A 20,327-nucleotide genomic window follows, 5' to 3' on the forward strand; every position below is an offset into this window, starting at 1 on the left:
AAAATGCAAGAACAGCAGCATCAGATCAGGATTTACGGCTTCTTTCAGAAGGCGGTATATGCCGTTGTGGTGCTGGATTGTGTATCGCTATTTTATCTGCACGCAGATATTCCGGTACTCTCGAATTTGCTCAGGAACTTCTCTAAGATGAGTTTCATTTATCCTCCTGTCCATGCAAAATTGGCAACATTTATTTTGATAGGGTTAGTGGCGATTGGAACAAAAGCTAAGAAAAAGAAAGACCTTAACATCACTATGGAAATAGTCGTTCCTATGGTATTTGGGCTGATGATGATGTTTTCTTCTTTGGTTTGGCAACATGAAGCCGGAAACCCTTCACTCCCTAAAATCTTTCCGGGAATGAATCTCTATCAGATGGTTTATGCTTTTCTTTCGTTTTTTGGGGCGGTTATCCTTCAGATGGGTGCTGATAGTATCTCCAAGCTAATACAGCAGAAAATGGGTAAGGATCGATGGAATGTAGAAGAAGAGTCTTTTGACCAGAACCAGGAACTTGTAAATACCGATACCTCTATCAATATCCCATATATTTTCAGATATAATAATAAAATCTATAAAGGATATATCAACATTGACCCTTTTCGAGGTACCATAGTAATTGGAGTTCCAGGTTCAGGAAAATCGTTTGGTGTGATCAATCCTGCCATTCGGCAGATGATTGCGAAAGGTTTTTGTCTCTGCATTTACGATTTTAAATTCCCTGATCTGGCCCAGATTGCCTATTATCATTACTTACTGAAAAAAAGTAAAGAGTCCGATTATAATTATAGTTTCCACGTGATCAATTTGAATGAAGTTGAGAAATCCAGAAGAGTCAATCCGTTTAAAAAAGAATATGTGAAAACATTAGCCGAAGCACAGGAAATGGCTGAAGCTATGGTGTCTTCTCTACAAAAAGGCAGTACCAGTTCCGGAGGTGGATCAGAAGCGTTTTTTACCCAATCCGCGATTAATTTCCTTTCATCCTGTATTTATTTTTTTGCGACCCACGAAAACGGAAAGTATTCGGATCTGCCTCATATTCTTTCTTTTATGAACCGTAGCTATAAGGAAATTTTTGATACACTTTTTGGACATGAAGAACTGTATTCTTTATTATCACCTTTTAAATCAGCCTATGATAACAAGGCTTTTGACCAATTGGAAGGGCAGGTAGGAACATTAAAGATTTTCCTGTCCCGACTGGCTACCAAAGAAAGCTTTTGGGTGTTTTCAGGGGATGAAGTGGAACTTAAAATCACAGACCGGAACAATCCTTCCATTATTATTTTAGCATCAGACCCGGGAACTCAGGATATCAACTCCGCTTTGTATTCTTCGGTACTCAACAGGACTTTACGTTTAATTAACTCCAAAAACAATCTCCCCGGAGGAATCATTGCCGATGAGTTTCCAACAATTTACATTCATAAGATTGATAATGTCGTGGCTACTGCAAGAAGCAATAGGGTTGCCGTAATGCTCGGGCTTCAGGAACTTCCTCAACTCCGTCAGTTTTACAAGAAAGAAGTGGCGGATACCATTTCTGCCATTGTCGGAAATATCCTTTCCGGCTCTGCAAGAGATAAGAATACGCTGGATTGGCTCGAAAAACTGTTTGGAAAAATAAAGCAGAAGTCGTATTCCCAATCCATCTCCCAACAAGGTACGACAACCAGTATTAATGAGAAAATGGACCATATGATTCCTGCCGGAAAAATTGCAGCACTTAGAACCGGAGAAATGGTAGGAATGATCGCCCAGGGAGAAGAAAATGATACCGAAGAATACAAAACCTCCGCTGTGAACGGCAAAATCAACCTGGATATGAAAAGTATTAAAAAAGAGGAGGCGGAACTTCCGCCCATGCCTTCCTATTACTCTTTTGTTGATAAAGCAGGTATCAACCGTAAAGAAGAAGTCTTAATGACCAACTTTAGGAAAATCAATAAGGAAGTGGAATTAATCGTGCGCGAATCAGTAAAAGCATAATCTTATGAAAAATAAAATAATTGGTATCCGGATTTACAAGATGATAGTATCTATGTTCCTTTTGGTAAGCAGCTTTACGTTTGCCCAGTTCAATACATTGATGCCTGCCCGGCCCCAAAAGCCCGAAAGTCAAGCTCGTATTGAAACAACAAAAGAAGAAGATTCTCCGGAGCAAAAAAAAGGGAAAAACTTCTGGAAGAAAATCTTCAATACGACGACAAAGTCGGATTTAAAAAATGAATTGGATTCTTTAAAAATACTGGTAAAAGAGTACAGCCATGCCAACAATTCCAGAAAAGAAAGCTTTCAAAAAATGAAAGATTCTTTACTATTGGCTACTAAACTTAGAGCTGAACAGAAAAAGGATCTTTTAAAAAATCAAAGTTCTCAGGCTTTACATGATTTTGTGGAAGAGCCTAAAGATTCTTTATCAAAAATTGTAATGCCTCTGGCGGGTAAAATGACGGTCACATCTCCCTACGGGACACGACTTCATCCCATTTTTGGGACGAAGAAAATGCACAGCGGTATTGACCTGAAAGCGTATTATGACAATGTACACTCCGTCATGGACGGAATCGTAACCGCAGCGGGCTGGGATGCTCATGGCGGGGGCAACTATATTAAAATACGGCACTTTAATCGTTTTGAAACCGCCTACTTGCATCTTTCGGAGATTTATTATCGGACCGGAGAGTTCGTGAAAGCTGGATTTATCGTTGGAAGAAGTGGAAATACCGGAAATTCTACAGGGCCTCACCTGCATTTTTCGGTGAAAGAATTCGGACAAAGAATTAACCCCGCTCATTTTTTAAATGATTTAATAAGAGCTACTCACCTCATGGCAACCTACCATAATACCGGTACAGCCTCATACAAACCCTACTAAATAAATTAAAAATGAAAAACAGCAATTTACCCACAGACGAACTGAAAAAATATGGAATTATTGGTGAAGACCACACATTTTCCAAAAAGCTAAGTGCAGAAGATATTCAGAAATTCTTACAAGGATACACCATTGTCGCTGACAACGATAAGAACAGGGCAACATTTCAGCTTACCGATAACAATACCCAACTGAAAGTTATCTTCTTAGAAAGGGATAAAAGCCTACCGGAAATCCTTAAAAACAGTGAAAAGAGAATCGAATATTCTGATATAATGGAATTCTCAAATAAATTGCCACCGGCGCTTCCGGCGCTGGAAAAGAAAGCCTTTATTTTCGATCAGGAAACCGGCAAAGTAGCCGAGTTTGATTTCATCAGGCATACAACGGGGTTGACTGCTATTATTGCTGATCTAAGAGATGCAACTGAAACTGGGCGATATAAAATTGAATTGCAAAAATTGAAAAGTTTTCTTCAGGATAAAATCGACCAATATCCGGAGATAGCTAAAGAAATTACCAGTGATTTGAATATTATCTCTAAAGAGATAGGTACAGTTGATGGAATTCTTGCCAGGCAGCATAATAATTCTCAAAAACAGGAAGAATCTGATATCCAGTTAAATATAAACGACCCGGATCTCTATCAGGAAGCCAACCGGATGAGAGAAGAAGAGGAGCTGGAGCAAGAAGAAAAACGAAGGTTTAGAAGATAAATCCTATGGATCAATTTAATACACCTGTCTCAGCACAAAGTATAAATAACCTCAAAGTAAAATTTAAAAATGGATTTATTTGAAGATTATGAGCTCCTTCCGGAAGAATTGAAGGCTGTCTGCGATAAATGGCAGGAAAAAGAAGAACATGGGGGACTTGGATATAATGATTGTAAAAATTTTCAGAAAGAATGTGAAGCTATCGGCTATACGTTTGATTACGGACTGGATGCAGTACCTATTGATTTACGCCCCATTGGATTAGAACAGCAATTACAAGACCATACCACTAACAATCAAGATCCAGACATTATGGGAACAACAAATGATCTAAACTGGTATGATAAGAATATTACTCCGAGAACCCGGGCTTATAAAGATTTTGTAAAAGAAAAAGAAAATATACCGCCTGAACATTTTTTTCAGGATGGCGAAAGAATCTTTACGGCAAGAGAAATCAAGTTTTTAGAGATTCTTGAGTATAAAAATTCTAAAAACAAAATGAATGTTTCTTATCCCGAAAGTAGAGAATCAGAACCCAGTAAAGAAAAAATGAAAGATATCAGGAATGAATTTATTAAGGATAATCTAAGTTTTGATCCCAGTGTCCGAAATAATGTTATGCAAGAGAACTTAGGTATTACAGAGAACAGAGAATCAAAGCTTGATGAACTCAAGGATATGCTTACTCAATATTATGAAAATGAGCAGGAAAGTATGTTTGATTTTACCCATCCGAAATCTATTAAAACGTTGGAACTGGCATTATTTCTTCAAAATGCAGATGAACGATTAAAGAAAGAAGTTCTGACATACATTTTTACAGAACCGCCACTACAGCCTGATTTTTACGACTTCAGGGATGATTCTTATGATAGGGGAGAATCTTCTTATGAGAAAGCAAAGGAATCCTATAAGTTAAAGATAGAAAAATATAATCTTTTTTTAGAAAATGCTTATTCAGTTTTTGATCAGTATAATTTTGATATTCATATGATCCATGAATCCAATGTCGAAAGAGCACCGGATGCATTCAAAGTCTTACTGTATGACCTTTCAACTCAATTTTCTGCTAAAACTAAAGTAATAACTGAAACCATTAGTACAGATCAGTCTGCAATTCATGTTAAAAGCGACCGGAAACAGATTACTGAAGAAATACAGGCTCTTCACACAGAACGAAATTATGAATTATTAGCAGATAATTTTTCCACAGCAAAAAAAATAGAGCTCAAGATAAATAGTCTTGAAAATCAAATTACAAATCGTAACAATCAAAATCCCAACATTATGGAAACAACAAAAGAATTCGATCAGGTTCAATACCTAAAAGACCAGTTAAAATACCTTGGTTTTGGAGAAGATGAAAAGCTTCACAAAGATCTGGAAAAAGGTATTAAGTCTACCAAACCGCAGTTTGAAATCAAGACGTACTCCGACAAAGCACTGTCCGGAAATACGGTAGACTTTATTTTAAAATTCAATAAAAGCGAAAATGGAGGTGTTTTTTTTAATTCTTACCAAGCAACGCTGAAAAATGAAAAAAACGAAAGTTTTTCCCACAATTTTTATGTCAGCAAAGAAAGCACCTTTACCGCTAAAGAGGCTGTCAATCTTCTGGAAGGGCGCAGTGTTAAGATTGAATTTCACAATCCGAAAACAGAACAGATGGAACCTGCCTTTGTTAAGCTCGATTTCAAAGAGCCTAAAACCGAAAAAGGAAATTATAATTTCCAGAATTTTTATAAAAACTACGGTATTGATACCGCTGAAATTGTAGAAAAATCCAATTTAGTATTTGCTCAGCCTGAATATAAGGAGAATACGATAAAATCTTTGGAAAAAGGAAATATCGTGAAAGTGAAATTTGAGATGGAAGACGGGGTCATAGAAGGCAAAGCAGTGCTGAACCCTCAATACAAAAATCTTAACCTGTATGATATGGATATGAACAGGATCAATACCAATAAGCCTTTACAGGGTTTGGAAAATGACAGAGAGCATGAGAAAGGCAATGTGAAAGAGCAAAGTATTAAACGATAAAATTATACCTATTCATTATCCGAAAGCGGTAAGTCTGATAATGATTTGCCGCTTTTTTAAAATCTATCCATATGAAAATAAATCTAATACTGCCATACCTGCTTTTTCTTTTCATCGCCAGTTCCTGCCATAAAGAAATCAAATCTGAGAAAGGTGGAATTGATTTGATTTCCAACATCTATTTTGATGCATCCAAAGGACTGGATGAAATGCAGAGTTTTCACGTATCGAAAATAAGTTATTCTCACGATCAGCTTATAGAACAGGTTCCTGATCATTTATTTCCCGAGATTAATAAACAGGTGTATTACATCAGGGATTCACTCTGTTATCCTATTGACCCGATGGAGCGTAATCTCATCTTTTCTGATCTTTCCAGGAAACAACGGCCTTTATTGGTATGGAATAAGAAAGAAGGGGCTGTGTTTTCAAAAGAATGGATTCCCAACTACAGGAACAGGAGAAATCTGTCCGACACGGTATTATTCCATAAGAAATACAAACGCTTTGAGATCAATTCTCCCTGGACGTATACAAGATTCTATATGTATCCAACAGATACCATTTTACCTTATTCACTGTACAGACATGCTGAGAATGACTATCACGGACGGTTGGAACGTATTGATTCCTACAATAAAAAGGATGACGTTTTTGTAACGCTCCAATTACTGCCCAGAAAAAACTGGGATAATGCTGCCAAAGAACTATTTGAATTTAATCATTTTGTAAAAATCCGAGAAAGTGAATGAAAATCAGCTAGCATATAACGTCGATGATATTTCTGTAATAGGAGGGAATAAAAATGAACTGATTGTTTTTAACAGCAGTAAGGACAGGAACTCATTTTTAGACCTTTTGAAATTAAATCAGCAAAGCAATAACAGAACCCTTGTTGCCCTTCATTCCGCTACAAATACTAAAAAATTTATTAACAGGTATCAGAACTATGAGGGTAAAATATTTCTTTGTCTGGATGGAGACAGAACGGGAAATATGATGACACTGAAAATCCTTACTGAATTGAATGAGACAAATATTAAGGACATCCGTCCCTTATATGGAATTTCAGAAAGTGGCAATCAAAACCTGAGTGAGTATTTAGAAAACAAACTAGGTCTTCAAAATAAAAATACTATTTTAGTTGAACCAAAAAATTCAGAAGATGCAAACCTTACTATTAAACGAAACGGAATTCCCAACACTCAGCATGTGGGATTCGAACTTTCTGAACGAAATTCTGGAAAGCCTCTCCAAAGCAGCCAATCCGGGCAAAACGGAAATCACCCGGGAGGACAAGCTATGGGCAGCAACCATGCTGGAAATGGATTTGAAGGCACAAAGTGGAGCGATTTGGGAAGCGGAACAAGAGGAAGATCCACAGACGGAGCACAACCGCAAAATGATGAAAACAATGAAGGAAGAAAACATTCCGTGGGCGGAATCGTATCCGGGAGAGCTTTATCCAATAGATCAGGATTAGATTTATCCCATAAAAATAATGAGGATGTAGACATTCTCATTTCAAAATATAGAGGTCAGAAGCTGACTAATGAGCAAGTTGCGGAAGTTGTTTCCGCAGCTTGCTTTGTTTCAAGGAACCACAAAATTTCTCTAAATGAAAATCTTAACCTCACAGATGAGCTGAAAGATATTTGCAGTCAGTTCAAAAGCGGTGGAACAGAGAAAGAAGGCAGAGGAATTTTAGATGAATACTATACCGACTCAAGGATTGTAGAAGCCATCCGCAATTTAGTTAAAGACCGGTTTAAAAACCGGCAGGAAATTTCGGCATTGGAACCCAGTGTTGGAACAGGAAATTTTCTCTTTGCTGCAAAACAGCTTGGAATAAAAACTAACATTACGGCTTTTGAAATCAACGAGACCACAGCAAAAATTGCAAAAATCCTTCATACTGAAGCTGATATCCACATTCGCTCCTTTGAAACTGAATTTATTGATGAGAAAGGTCATAAAAAAGAATTTTCTGAAAAATATGACTTAGTTATTGGTAATCCACCTTACGGAGAACATCGGGGATTGTATAAAGGTTTGGGAGAAGAGCCGAAAATCTCAAAATATGAAGATTATTTTGTCAAACGCTCTTTAGATTCTTTAAAGCCCGGTGGCATTTTGGCTATGGTACTCCCTTCGGGTTGGCTAAACCGTCAAAACCAATTGAAAAATGCAGGATTGATAGAGGGGTTCCGTTTGCCCAGCGGTGCTTTTGCAGGAACCGGGATTGGTACGGATATTATTATTCTAAGAAAAGACCCTCAGAAAATTTCCACGGATATTTCCAACTATTTTGAAATTAATCCTGAAAAAATTCTGGGTGAAACTCGGCAGAAAACCAACCGTTTCGGGCGCCAGGAAAACTATGTCCACGGAAACTTAGAGGAGGCTTTATTAAAAATAGAACAGCTGAAGGGCAAAAAGGAAACCGAAAGAATCGGGAATCTTTTTGAAGATTTATTCCTGGAAGCTGAAGAAGAACCAAAAATCACCTCAAAAAATAAGGATTCGGAGGCTCAATCGGAAAGAATTACAGATACTGGTGAGATAAATCTTACTGAAGTTCAGGAAAAGGTTGAACAGGTACTCTCATCGCTCAATGCTGTAAAATTCAAATCTCCGGCCATTATCAAGGAGATTGAGAAGTACTCGAAAATTCAATCCCAAATCGGAAGCGAGCCAAAGAAGTTCGATCAAAACCGAATTGATGAAATTCTACAAAAAGCCGAGAAAATCCTTCAGTCCCAAAATGCAAAAAATACAGAGTATAGAATTCAGACCAAACCGGAGCTTAAAAAAGGTGTTCTGAAATATCAATTCCTTAAATCCGATGAAATCGTAAATGCTTCGCTTCAAAACAACTCTGAGCTTTCTAAGGAGCAGATTGAGGCTTTTAGAGATACAAATTACGAAGGAGTTTTAAATAAAAATGGTAAACATCATCAATACGCCAATTTTATTAACGGAAAATGGGTGCATGACTTTTATTATGCTGAAGGGAATATTTATGCAAAATTAGAGCAATTAGAAATTGATTTTAAAGCTTCTTTTTCGGAAAGATATTCCGAAACTCAGTATTCAAAACAAAAAGCCTTATTAGAAAGTGTTTTGCCCAAGCCAAAATCTCTTGATGAAATTTTCATCAGTCCCAATCACGAATTTATACACCAATTTGGGTTAGGCTATGTAGAAAAAGAACATTGGAATTCTAATTCAAGACAAATAGAAACCGTAATGGTATCCTACAATCTTGCTGAAAAGTTTAAAGATTTTGTCGGAACACTATCCAGTGAGGCTTTTGCCGGTTCTTCAGCATGGGAAGTACGAAGTTTTGTAGATAATGAAACCGTTACAGGTAGCGATAAAGAAAGAAATGCTCTCGTCCGTGAAAGGAGAAAAGCCGCTGCTAACGATCTGTTTTATAAATTTTTGAGAGAAGAATTATCGGATGAGCTAAGGGAACGTTTTGTAAAAGACTTTAACAGGAACTATAATAATATCTATGTTCCGGATTATTCCAAATTCCCTCTTTTTTCTAAAATTCATTTCAATTTCAAAGGAAGAGAGTTGAAATTAACCGAGGTTCAGAAAGCAGGAATCGGGAGGCAAACTACAAAAGGGGTTGGATTATTGGCTCATGAAGTAGGCTTTGGGAAGACTTTATCAGGAATCCTATCCATTCATGAGGCAATGGAACGTGGAAATGCAAAAAGACCTTTAATTGTTGTTCCCAACGACAGTATTCTCAAACAATGGGTGGAAACGATTTTTGAAACCATTCCTCATGCAAAAATGAATGTACTGGGAAATCTCGGCAAAGATTATGATCTCTCAAAGTTTGATAACAAGGACGGAGAGATTACCATAGTTACCTATGAAGGCTTCAATAATATTGGCTTTTCCGAAAATATTACCCAGGAGCTGGCTTCCAGATTTTCTTATATTTCAGAAAGTGAACTGAAAAGTGTTAACTCCATTAGCGAAAGGGATTTTCAGAAAGAACTGGAGAAAGAAAAAGAGATGGAGGGAAAAATGAAGCGTGGTAAAATTTATGATTGGGAAGATTTTGGATTTGATCATCTCACTTATGATGAAGTACATAATGCCAATCATATCGTCGGAAAGGTTAGAGTAGAAGACCGTAGATTTGCTTCTGATTTCAGGAGCCAAAACCAGCAGACGTCAAAACTGGGAATCAATACCTGGATGGCAGCACAATACATTCAGGATAAGAATGATGGCAGGAATGTGACATTGCTTTCCGCTACACCTTTCACCAATAAGCCTTTGGAATATTATTCGATTTTATCCCTGATTGCAAATAAGAGACTAGAAGAGTCCGGCTACTTCAATGTCAATACATTTTTTGAAACCTTTATGGAAGCGGATAATGACATGGAAATTGATGCCAAAGGTGACGTGAAATTCAAAGCCAATGTCCGGAGGTTTAAGAATAATTCTTTGTTTCAGCAATTGCTTTCTGAATTCATTGATATCAAAGGAGAAGAAGACAATCCCGAGCTGAAGCGACCTAATAAAATAAACAAAGAATATAAAATTGAACAAAATGATCTGACGAAAGAGCAATATGATTTACTCAATGAAAATTTTAGTGAAACAGAGAAAGGAGCTATCCTTACCCATATTCTCAATGCCCGGTTGATTGCTATTTCTCCATATCTGTCGATTTATTATGATGGAGAAGAACCTTCTATACAGGAATTTATAGAGAACTCTCCGAAGCTGAAACAGACGATGAATCTGATTAGGCAGAATAGAAAAGATATTCCGGATTCAGGACAAATTATTTATTCAGAATTAGCCGTTGCAAAATTTCCAAAGCTGAAAGAATATCTTGTACGGGAAGTTGGCTATAATCCCGAAGAAATTGGGATTATTACCGGAGCGATAAGTAAACCCAATAGGTTAAAGATCCAGGATGATTTCAATTCCGGAAAAATAAAAGTAATCATCGGTAGTGAAGCCATTCAGGAAGGCATGAATCTTCAGGAAAATACAACCGATCTGTATCTCCTTTCTTTACCCTATAATTTTACTTCTTTACGACAGGTGGAAGGACGAATATGGAGACAGGGGAACAAAAATGAAAATGTTCGTGTCAATTTTATGTTGACCAATGACAGTATTGATGTTTTTATGCTTCAAAAATTGCAGGCTAAACAAGCAAGATATTTAGAAGCCATGAAAAAAGGAGCTGATGTTTTGGATGTTTCTGACATCAGTACCCAGGAATTAAAAACTGCTATTATTACCAATCCGGAAACAAGAGCCAATATTGAGATTGAGCTTATGAAAAAACGAATTGAAAATGAGAAAAATAAACATCTTGCGGATAGTGCCTTTGTATTAAGGAAATATGAGGATTTTATCAAAGTTCAGGAGGGCGTTACCAAAGCAGAATACAGTTATAACAGGATTTTAGGATACTCCAAAGAAGAAGGAGAGGACTCAGAATATTGGAAAAATCAGCTTCCATCTTACCAAAAAACGATTGATCTTGCAAAAGAGGAAGTTCAAAAAGCAATCCAGCATTTAGCTGAAAAAGGGGTCAATGTCAAAGAAATTGAACACCAAACTAAAGCTACCGAAGATAAAATTGCAGAACTGGATAAAAAGCTGGAAGAGCTTCCTGAAATAGAAGCAAATTTAATATCTCAATATTCAGAGGAAAAAGCAAAGCAACTGAAAATGAATAAGCTTATAAATTATGTAAAAGAAAGAGCAGATGAAAATTGGACTTTATTTAAGATTTCAGGGAAATTGGATTCTATAAATAATCTGGAGTTCAAAAATTCTGTTGATGTAATACCATTACCAAGAGAAAACATGAATCTGGAAGATGAATCGACTGTAGTAAGAAAAAGATAATGGAAAATATTTAGAGATTCCTTCTTTCCCTTTTTTCCGAGAAATTAATTTTTCAGACGGATTGAGCTTAGCAGAAAGTAAGGCATGGTTATTTTTATCTCAAATTTATATTGGATGAATTTTTATAAAGAAAATATAACACGTCAAGTTCTGGCGTGGGTGAGGATTAGCTTTGCTTTAGAAATATTAAAACAAAATATTAATTGCTAAAACACAGCTTATGAAGAAACTATTTGATGATGAGTGGAGTGATGATCTCTCTGAATTTAAGGTCATTTCCATAGAAGATTTAAACAAGGGATTTGTAGGAGATAAGAGTGCTTTGGGAGATACTATCATCAACAAAGATAATTCTCCTGATTACAGAAGCCCGTTCCATGATTACAGAAATACACCTTTGGGTTATTCTTATTTAACTGATAATCCAGTATCTGTATTTGCTTCAACAGGGGTAAATGAGAAAGGAGAAAAGGGATATGAATATTATTCAGAAGTATTACCTTGTGAAACGGGTTCACAGGTATATGGAAGTTATCAAGCCAATGCAAGAAAGAAACAGGCTTTATTTCTCTTCTATGAGAAGCCTAATTCTAACAAATCAAACTTCTCTGGTGACTTCTGTATTGCAAAGATGGGAGATTACTTTGTACAGCTATTCAATAGATTTCCAGAGCCATTATCTTCCAGTATAAATGGTCAGTTTTTCAGGAATATCACTTCTATGGAAGATGAAGCTGCTTATCTAGCCCAACTGGCTTATACTTTTGAGAAAGATAAGATTGATGCAACTCTTGTTCATCAGGCTTTAATGAGGGAGTATCAGTTTTATACAGGAGACAGGAGATTTGAAGAGATTATAGGAAATATCTCATCTATTCCTGCTGATGCCATTGGATGGTGTGCTGAAAAGTTAGAAGCTATTAAGCCTACAGAGAAAAATTACAATCCTGAAGCTAAAGATTATTCTCCACTAATTCCTATTATAGGAGGTGTTGCAGTTCCTGTTAATATGAATAAAGCTGCGCAGTTTTTTGAAAACTTAGGTGACAATCCTTTTGTTCAGGGGGCAGAAGTTGCTTTTTCACAGGTGTGGTCTATGGTGAAACAGGCAGCAAGTAAGGTTAAAGATGCTTCTGTAGACCATCTTCCTGATGCATTTAAAAAGCTGATCAATAAAATTACCGGAGTTATTAATGATATTAGATCCTTTCTTACCAATGTAACAGATGATCTTAGTGAATTGGTAAAACAGGGGGTAGAGGTTCTTAAATTAGCTAATGCCTTCTATTGCGGTGTTAACAGTGGACTTATTAGCCTTATCCAGTGTTTACTTTATATTTTAGAGTTTCTTTTACAGCCTACAACTACTTTTTCTTATCAGCAATATCTTGAAAGAAGAGACTTAATGGAAAAGGCAGAAGATGTAATAGACTGGGTGACAGAGAATGTTCCTAAGTTCTTACAAGGAGTTAAAGATCTTTTTAAAGCAAGTGGAAGTATTTCAAAATCTGATATGGAAGGGATATTTGATAAAATGAAGGAGTATTTTGGAGATATTTCTCGCTATACTGTAGCTTTTTATATTGGTATTTTTGCCTTTGAGTTATTGATTAATATTCTGCTTTTAATCTTTACAGAGGGTGCAGGGAATGTTGTAAAAGGCGCTACTTATGTCCAGAAAGCTGCAAGTTTACTAAAGGTTCTGGCAAGGGAAACTGTTTCTGTAGCAACACTGGGAATTACAGATTTACTGGCTTTTCTTTCAAGATTTATTATTAGATTTGGAAAGGCTTGTGCTAAAGGATTTAAAGGCTTCATCAGATTTATTGAAGAGTTATTACAAGGTGCTAAGAATGGTGCTAAGGCAGAGGATTTAGCAATGACAGCAGAGGAAATTGAAGAAATTGTATTAAAGGGGAAGAAAGCCCAAAGCATCTACAATATTCTGGCTAATGCCAGAATAGGTTTTAAGAAATTAGGTATTGAGATTCTGGCTAAAGCAGATGGTTATCTACTGAAATGGAAAGATAAACCTATCTTCAAAGGTGATTTTAAAGAAGTCAATGCTTTTTGGAATAAAATATTAAAACCTAAATTAGGAGCTGGAACTGGAGGGGCTTTTAAATATTTATCTGAGATTACCTCAACAAGGATATTCTGTCAAGAGGAACCAATGTCTTGTGCAGCAGCTTGTATCAGACAATTAGCCAAAGACAATGGAATTGAAGTATCTGAAAGTCTGGTTAGAGAACTTGCTAGAACTGATATTAATACTGGAACCCAATTACACAGAATTCAGGAAGCAATGGAAAAGGTATTTATAGGAAAAGAAATTAATGCTGGTCACGTATACATTGGAATTGATGACATGAAAGAAACTGCTGAATATCTTTCCAAAGCAACTAAAAGACCTTGGATTGCAACTATACAACCTCCTGGAAGAACTCGCCATACCATTATTGTTGATAAAATAGAGGATGGTATAGTATATATTAGAGATCCTTGGGATAAAGTAAATGGATTTGGGCAAACAAATGGAGTTGAAGCAACAATGTCTTTGGATGATTTTGAGTATTTTTGGAGAGGAAGTCGTTATCATTGGGCACAACCAAAATTATAAAATTAAATATTATGAAAATTGAAGAAATAAAAACAAGACTTGAGGCAGAAGGCTATTCAGTGATGCTCTTGAAAGATGCAAGCCTAACAGTAGGACAAGATGATGGATATGATAAAGAGTTAGGATTGAAAATGTTAAAAAATGCTTTTGGAGTTGAATTAAAAAGCGATTTAATTGTAGCTGATTATGCTATTGGTCAGATTCCTATAGAAAAAGAGTTTAAGACCATTGAAGAATTTCTTAAGTTTGTAAGACAGGTGTTTCCACTAGAAGGTTAATTATGGAGTATAGCGAAATTTCAAGAGAGTTGGACAAGTTAGGATTTATCTCACAATGTCATGAGATGATTAATGCTTTAACTGTTGGCATACCAAAAGAAGATGGAGAACCTAAATTGGACTCCTTTTTTAGGATAGAAATAAATGACAGTAAAACGAATTTAATTTATTTCAATACTCAACTTCCAATAGAAAAAGAGTTCAAAACAATTGAAGAGCTTCTAAAATTTGTTAGACAGGTTTTTCCAATTGAAAATTAACAATGCTAGAAAAAATAAAAATAGAAGTTGAGAGCATAGGATATGCTAGTTTTATATCCTCTAACTCTCTAACAGTAGGGCAAGAGGATGGATATGACTCTCAATTAAATTGTAGGCTTCTTAAAAACACTTTTGGAATTGAAGTGAGAAATAATCTGCTTATTGTTGATTATGCTATTGGACAAATCCCAGTCGAGAAAGAGTTTAAAACCATTAAAGAACTTTTAAAATTTGTAAGACAGGTTTTTCCAATAGGAGATTAATTATGAGTATTAATCAATTATTCGAAGATTTAGAAGCGTTAGGTTATAATTCCAATGTAAGAATTATTGATCCTTACCTGATAAAATTCCTGAGGATAGCTTATACATTAGCTATCTTTGGGTAGGAAAGGACATTAAGAAATTCCTTACATTCACCCCATACAAAACAGAATTAATATTCTATTGGGACATTTTAAATACTGTAATTTTAACTTTTTTAGAAAGAGATATAGAATATTACAACAAAATAATAAGCACTTTAGAAATTAAGTTTGGTAATGCAGAAAAACATCATCAAAATAGATATATAATACATAAATTCAAGTATAAAAATCTTCAATTTTGGAGTGTGTTTTTATTGTGGTAGTATTATAATACTTTATGGAATAGGAGAAACTATCAACAGGTTTTATAATACTCTATTATGTTAGGAGTTTTTATAATAAAGGCATCCTTTTAGGCATACCCAAAATTAAGAAAACTTTGAAAACACTATGAATAAAGAGAAAATTAAGATTATGGAGAATCCCTCAGGGCCCACAAACTCCTCAAGAAATTGAGGAGTTTTTTTGTATCAGTTTTTATAAATTATTGATCCTTACTTTCTGCTAGTAAACATTCTCCCTCGAATTCTGATGCAATTATCTCATCCTTATTTAACCAGTATTCTGAAGTGATCAGGGAAAAATTATTATTTTCCTCTTTATCTAACTTCCACACGATATCTTCAGCTTCTTCAAAACGCAAATCTGTAGACATTTGTTCAGAAAATAGCCTTTTGATAATATTACTTTCAGAAAGTCCACGGCTGAAAGATTTTAAAATGATTTCCTTCGATAGTTCCTCCGAATTTTGATCTACGGATATTATTGAAAATTTTACCCGTGTAGCTTTCGCATTTGGGAATTTACCGTTGTAGGCTTTAAATAAGAGCTGATTGATATTAAATAAGTCGAAATGCAAATCTATTTCCGGATATTCTTCGCAGATCTTATCCAGTAACATATCATTTGAAATCTGATCGATTTGACCTTCATTTAAATTTTCTGATAATTTATAAGTCAATATAACTTTCGCTGCTTCATTAGGCTCAAAATCGGTGATTGCCATAAAAAGCATTTCCTTTAAATTCTCAGCATTTATAGTATTAGCATCCGGAAAGTCAAATAGTCCTAAAAGGTTAGTATAATCTTCGTTTTTCCAGTAGTTTTCAATCTCGTCTAGAGTCGAAGCACTGTCAATTTTTATATTAAATTTCATTGTAATTTTTTTATAAATGTTGGTTTAATCTTTTTCCATATTTTATCAAATCCTTTACAAAATTGCAATATACATACCACACTTAAATTTTCACTCAAATGATCAGGAATAATATGAGATAAAATAGTTTACAAAAGTTTTAAACAAATAATTAAAATCTAGTTCAATGTGGATTTATAGCAACAAAAATTTAATTAGGAAAATAAACTTTTTCAGCAATCCGCTAAATTTTTCTAATTTAATTTTTAAACAGGCTCTTATATAGAAGGCAATTTAAATTCTGTTTTCTTTATTAAAGATGTTGATAAAAAACTAAAAATAGAATATTTCACTGGACAGATTCCTATAGAAAAAGAGTTTAAAACTATCGAAGATCTCTTAAAGTTTGTAAGACAAGTTTTCCCAATATAGGATTATGTTTATTTTAAAAAGGCTCAGATTATAAAAATCCAAGCCTAACTTTTTAACCTAAACACTTCGTGCATTAATTTAAAAAAAATCTCTTTGTAGCCATGGGAGAAAGATGGTTTTATATGCTTTACAGCCCTAAGACACTTCTTTTTTCATTTTTTTACCTTTTATCAATATGTTTTTTAGTATCGACATATCCTCTCCAATTTTTTTATCTTGTATTTTAGCATAATGCTGTGTCATTCTAATGTTGGCATGTCCAAGCATTTTACTTACGGTCTCTAGAGGCACACCATTATTGAGAGTTACCGTAGTAGCAAAAGTATGTCTTGCCGTATGAAAAGTAATATCAAAATCAGCTTCACATAAATCTCCAATCTCTTTTAAATACTCATTCATCTTTTGATTGCTTAGCACGGGTAATACAGTGTTTTCGTTTACACATTTCGGATGATTTTCATACCTGCTTAAAATCCCCTGTGCTTCTGGTAGCAGGGGAATACTGGCTTCGATCTTTGTTTTGGCTCTTTTAGTTTTTATCCATAATCCACCATCAATTCCCTTTGTTATTTTATCTCTCGTAAGATTCTTGACATCAATATAGGCTAGCCCTGTATAGCAACAGAATACAAAAATATCCCTTACAATTCCCAATCGTTCAGAAATGAAATTCTTCTCACGGATTTTCTTTAGCTGCATATCAGTTAAGAATCTGACATCTACACTTTCTATTTTAGATTTATAACCTGTAAAGGGGGTTTTGCTCATCCATTCATTGTTGAGACAGATATTGATTATTTTTTGAAAATTTCTAATATACTTTACAGCAGAATTATTGGAGCAGTTTCTAACTGTACGCAGATAAAATTCATAATCTGCAACAAATACAGGATTAATATGACGGACATCGATATCACTGATAGTATATTTCCATTTCAAAAATGCCTGAGTATGCCGTAATGATGTTTCATATCTTTTCCACGTTCCCTTAGAAAATTCTCTACCTATCAGTTCCTTCATCTTTGAGTTATGATCTTTAAAAGCTTCAATAAGCGTAACTTTTCTTTCTTCAATTCCAAGATATTTATTCCGTAGATTTTCGCAGGTTATATCTTTACCTTCATTAAACAAATTATTATAGCATTCAAATAATTTTGCTCTGAAGCTTTCCAATAATGAGTTTAATTGTTTAGCATTGGGACTATTACCTGATATCTTTCCTGATTTTATACTCCATTGAGAGGTTTTAACCGTTTGTCCAGTTGAAATCTCCGTTCGACTTCCGGCAACAGTAATTCGCATGTAAATTGTAGATAATTCAGGGTTGTTCTTTGTCTTTTTGGCATAAAGCAATAAGCTGTAGGTTTGCATAACATTTTAATTTTAAAGGTTAATAATATTGCTGAACCTTAAAACCTACAAGATGTTCAATCGATGAACAGGCTGATAAATAAGCTGTTTAATGAGAATTCGGTGAGTCAAAATGCTACCTAAAAACGACTCACCGAATGACTCACTTTCGATTTGTATTTCTTTGATTTATTTTGACATCCCAAAACAATAAAAAAGCCTTTAAACACTAAGATTTAAAGACTTTTGATTTTATTTGGTTTCCCACTTTGCAGAGAGGAAGGGATTCGAACCCTCGATACAGTTACCCGTATACTACCTTTCCAGGGTAGCTCCTTCAACCACTCGGACACCTCTCTAATTGAGATTGCAAAAATAGAGTAATTTCTGGAATCTGCAAATTATTATGAAAAATTAGTCAGTAATTTCTCCGCAAAGGCTTCTGGTGAAGTTGTCAGCAAAAGTTCCTGAGTAACTTGGGTTGCCTATAAGGTGCATCGCTTTGGTGATCGCTGTTTCCGCGGTCATATCTCTTCCGCTGATCGCTCCGATTCTTGAAAAGATATTGCTGTTTTCATATTTTCCAAATGAAATTCCGCCTGATATACACTGACTTACCACCACAATTTCAGTTCCGTTGTTTCTGATTTCCTCAAGTGTTTCCTGCGTCTTTTCACTGCTGAAAATGGTTCCTGAACCAAAAACCTGAAGAATTAAAACCTTCATTTTTGGGATTTCTTTAAAGTGGCTCAGATGCATGCCCGGAAAAATTCTCCAGAAAAGAATATCTTCAGAAATATGTTCATCCACATGAAATTCTACTTCAGGATCACAACGGTACAGATTGTCCTTGATAATATTTAAATGCACTCCCGACTGTCCCAGAATAGGGTAGTTCGGGCTTGAATAAGCATCAAAATACTCGGCTGAATATTTCAGCGTTCTGTTTCCTCTCAATAATTTGTATTCAAAATAAACGGCCACCTCCTGGATAACGGCTTCGTCATTTTCATAAAAACTGGCGTAATAAAGGCTCGTCAGAAGATTTTCCTTCGCATCCGTTCTCAAATCTCCTATCGGAAGTTGTGAACCTGTCATGATCACCGGTTTTCTCAATCCTTTTAACATGAAACTTAAAGCAGAAGCTGTATAGGACATGGTATCTGTTCCGTGAAGGATCAGAAAGCCGTCATACACGTCATAATTTTTGAGAATATAGTTGGCAATCACCTTCCATTCCTCAGGTCCCATATCCGAAGAGTCCAGCGGTTTTGCGAAAGGATGTACAAAGACTTCGCATTCCATTAATTTCATCTCGGGCATTTTTTCGAAAATATTTCCAAAATCAAATGCGCGGAGGCTTCCGGTTTCATAATCTTTTTCCATACCGATGGTTCCTCCGGTATAGATGAGCAGGACTTTTCGTTTCATGAATCACTTTTTAGTAAGAAATTGAGCCTCGTTCAGGTTCATAGCCCAAAATTACGTTAATTTGCAAAGATTTGAAAATGAATGGAAGATTTAGCACAAACTTTTGACTATTTAAAACAGTTTTTAACAGAGGAAAGACTCTCAAAAATAGAACATTTCTCCAAAGAAAGTTCCGATTTTGTCCTTCCTGTGATGGATGATGTTTACCAGTTCAGAAACGCGGCGGCCATTATAAGATCCGTAGAAGCCTGTGCTTTCCATAAGGTTGTGGCGATGGAGGAGGAGAATGTTTTCGATCCTAATCTTACCGTAACCAAAGGTGCCGAAACCTGGGTGGAAGTAGAGAAAATGTCTAAAAACATAGCTTCCCTGCAGAATATCAAAGACAGGGGCTATAAAATTATGGCAGTATCACTGGAAAAAAATGCCGTGATGCTTCCTGATTATCAGATTACAGAACCTATTGCTCTCGTATTTGGAACCGAGATGGAAGGCGTATCAGAAGAAGTTATAGATTTTGCAGATGAAACGCTGGCGATCCCGATGTATGGCTTTACGAGAAGTTTTAATGTATCGGTGGCAGCTGGAATTTGTATGTATGAATTAAAACAAAAATTAATTAATTCTAACCTCGATTACAAATTAAGCGATAAGAAATTATTGAAAATGAAAATCCGTTGGGCAGTAAATTCAATGCAAAGCGGACAGCAGATTTTTCAGAAATATTTGAGAGATAACAATATTGAAATGTAATTTTAAAATATCAATAGGAGCGGGCTTTAGCCCAATGTCATTAAGTTAGTAAAATTTCATAAGCTATCTTTTTGATTTTTAGAGACTATGGGCTTGGCTCTCGCTCTGTATTTACCTATGTTTCTTTTATTTGATCTTTGAGGTCTTACAGGAATTA

Annotated in this window: 14 protein-coding genes and 1 tRNA gene; 11 read left to right on the plus strand and 4 right to left on the minus strand. The window is 35.4% G+C overall.

Annotation, left to right across the window (positions count from 1 at the left end; genetic code table 11):
* The first annotated feature begins 3 nt into the window (after positions 1–3).
* From HHL23_RS13720 to HHL23_RS13770, 10 genes are all read left to right on the plus strand, one after another.
* Positions 4–1,992 (plus strand): type IV secretory system conjugative DNA transfer family protein, encoded by a 1,989-nt coding sequence (locus HHL23_RS13720; protein ID WP_169235361.1) that lies wholly within the window; start codon positions 4–6, stop codon positions 1,990–1,992.
* A gap of 4 nt (positions 1,993–1,996) precedes the next feature.
* Entirely contained in the window at positions 1,997–2,881 is an 885-nt protein-coding gene (locus HHL23_RS13725) for a M23 family metallopeptidase (RefSeq protein ID WP_194306305.1), read from the plus strand.
* Between the two features lie 11 nt (positions 2,882–2,892).
* Positions 2,893–3,597, plus strand: coding sequence for a hypothetical protein (locus HHL23_RS13730; RefSeq protein ID WP_169235362.1), 705 nt, complete (start codon positions 2,893–2,895; stop codon positions 3,595–3,597).
* A 69-nt stretch (positions 3,598–3,666) separates the two neighbouring features.
* Positions 3,667–5,640 carry a hypothetical protein gene (locus HHL23_RS22525; protein ID WP_228464755.1) on the plus strand — a complete coding sequence of 658 codons (1,974 nt, stop codon included), beginning with the start codon at positions 3,667–3,669 and terminating at the stop codon, positions 5,638–5,640.
* Positions 5,641–5,711: 71 nt separating this feature from the next.
* Entirely contained in the window at positions 5,712–6,392 is a 681-nt protein-coding gene (locus HHL23_RS13745) for a hypothetical protein (protein ID WP_169235363.1), read from the plus strand.
* Positions 6,385–11,544: an Eco57I restriction-modification methylase domain-containing protein gene (locus HHL23_RS13750; RefSeq protein WP_169235364.1), complete on the plus strand. Its 5,160-nt coding sequence runs from the start codon at positions 6,385–6,387 to the stop codon at positions 11,542–11,544. Before HHL23_RS13745 ends, HHL23_RS13750 begins: the two co-directional genes overlap by 8 nt.
* 220 nt (positions 11,545–11,764) lie before the next feature.
* The gene (locus tag HHL23_RS13755) at positions 11,765–14,164 is read left to right on the plus strand and encodes a cysteine peptidase family C39 domain-containing protein (protein ID WP_169235365.1); all 2,400 of its coding nucleotides are present in this window, start codon (positions 11,765–11,767) and stop codon (positions 14,162–14,164) included.
* Positions 14,165–14,175: 11 nt separating this feature from the next.
* On the plus strand, positions 14,176–14,442 hold the full coding sequence (locus tag HHL23_RS13760) for a hypothetical protein (RefSeq protein ID WP_169235366.1): 267 nt from the start codon (positions 14,176–14,178) through the stop codon (positions 14,440–14,442).
* A 2-nt stretch (positions 14,443–14,444) separates the two neighbouring features.
* Complete coding sequence (locus tag HHL23_RS13765; RefSeq protein WP_169235367.1) at positions 14,445–14,702, plus strand: hypothetical protein; 258 nt, start codon at positions 14,445–14,447, stop codon at positions 14,700–14,702.
* A gap of 2 nt (positions 14,703–14,704) precedes the next feature.
* Positions 14,705–14,965, plus strand: a complete 261-nt coding sequence (locus HHL23_RS13770; protein WP_169235368.1) for a hypothetical protein — start codon at positions 14,705–14,707, stop codon at positions 14,963–14,965.
* Between the two features lie 588 nt (positions 14,966–15,553).
* On the opposite strand, the gene HHL23_RS13775 is transcribed toward HHL23_RS13770, so the two are convergent.
* The 4 genes from HHL23_RS13775 to HHL23_RS13790 all read right to left on the minus strand — a co-directional run bounded on the left by HHL23_RS13775 (position 15,554) and on the right by HHL23_RS13790 (position 19,417).
* Positions 15,554–16,225 (minus strand): hypothetical protein, encoded by a 672-nt coding sequence (locus HHL23_RS13775; protein WP_169235369.1) that lies wholly within the window; start codon positions 16,223–16,225, stop codon positions 15,554–15,556.
* A 546-nt stretch (positions 16,226–16,771) separates the two neighbouring features.
* Complete coding sequence (locus tag HHL23_RS13780) at positions 16,772–17,989, minus strand: site-specific integrase (RefSeq protein WP_228464758.1); 1,218 nt, start codon at positions 17,987–17,989, stop codon at positions 16,772–16,774.
* Between the two features lie 269 nt (positions 17,990–18,258).
* Positions 18,259–18,345 (minus strand) — tRNA-Ser (locus tag HHL23_RS13785).
* Positions 18,346–18,400: 55 nt separating this feature from the next.
* The gene (locus HHL23_RS13790) at positions 18,401–19,417 is read right to left on the minus strand and encodes an asparaginase (protein WP_169235371.1); all 1,017 of its coding nucleotides are present in this window, start codon (positions 19,415–19,417) and stop codon (positions 18,401–18,403) included.
* 81 nt (positions 19,418–19,498) lie between these two features.
* Here HHL23_RS13790 and HHL23_RS13795 point away from each other — a divergent pair, with 81 nt between their 5' ends.
* Positions 19,499–20,170, plus strand: coding sequence for a TrmH family RNA methyltransferase (locus HHL23_RS13795; RefSeq protein WP_169235372.1), 672 nt, complete (start codon positions 19,499–19,501; stop codon positions 20,168–20,170).
* Positions 20,171–20,327 lie beyond the last annotated feature (157 nt).

This window comes from Chryseobacterium antibioticum (genome assembly GCF_012927325.1).
Classification (GTDB): Bacteria; Bacteroidota; Bacteroidia; order Flavobacteriales; family Weeksellaceae; genus Chryseobacterium; species Chryseobacterium antibioticum.

Coding starts and splice junctions, on each gene's coding strand:
- HHL23_RS13755 (WP_169235365.1), top strand. CDS start 11,765: ATGAAGAAACTATTTGATGATGAGTGGAGTGATGATCTCTCTGAATTT.
- HHL23_RS13775 (WP_169235369.1), bottom strand. CDS start 16,225: ATGAAATTTAATATAAAAATTGACAGTGCTTCGACTCTAGACGAGATT.
- HHL23_RS13720 (WP_169235361.1), top strand. CDS start 4: ATGCAAGAACAGCAGCATCAGATCAGGATTTACGGCTTCTTTCAGAAG.
- HHL23_RS13745 (WP_169235363.1), top strand. CDS start 5,712: ATGAAAATAAATCTAATACTGCCATACCTGCTTTTTCTTTTCATCGCC.
- HHL23_RS13795 (WP_169235372.1), top strand. CDS start 19,499: ATGGAAGATTTAGCACAAACTTTTGACTATTTAAAACAGTTTTTAACA.
- HHL23_RS13725 (WP_194306305.1), top strand. CDS start 1,997: ATGAAAAATAAAATAATTGGTATCCGGATTTACAAGATGATAGTATCT.
- HHL23_RS13770 (WP_169235368.1), top strand. CDS start 14,705: ATGCTAGAAAAAATAAAAATAGAAGTTGAGAGCATAGGATATGCTAGT.
- HHL23_RS13790 (WP_169235371.1), bottom strand. CDS start 19,417: ATGAAACGAAAAGTCCTGCTCATCTATACCGGAGGAACCATCGGTATG.
- HHL23_RS13730 (WP_169235362.1), top strand. CDS start 2,893: ATGAAAAACAGCAATTTACCCACAGACGAACTGAAAAAATATGGAATT.
- HHL23_RS13760 (WP_169235366.1), top strand. CDS start 14,176: ATGAAAATTGAAGAAATAAAAACAAGACTTGAGGCAGAAGGCTATTCA.
- HHL23_RS22525 (WP_228464755.1), top strand. CDS start 3,667: ATGGATTTATTTGAAGATTATGAGCTCCTTCCGGAAGAATTGAAGGCT.
- HHL23_RS13765 (WP_169235367.1), top strand. CDS start 14,445: ATGGAGTATAGCGAAATTTCAAGAGAGTTGGACAAGTTAGGATTTATC.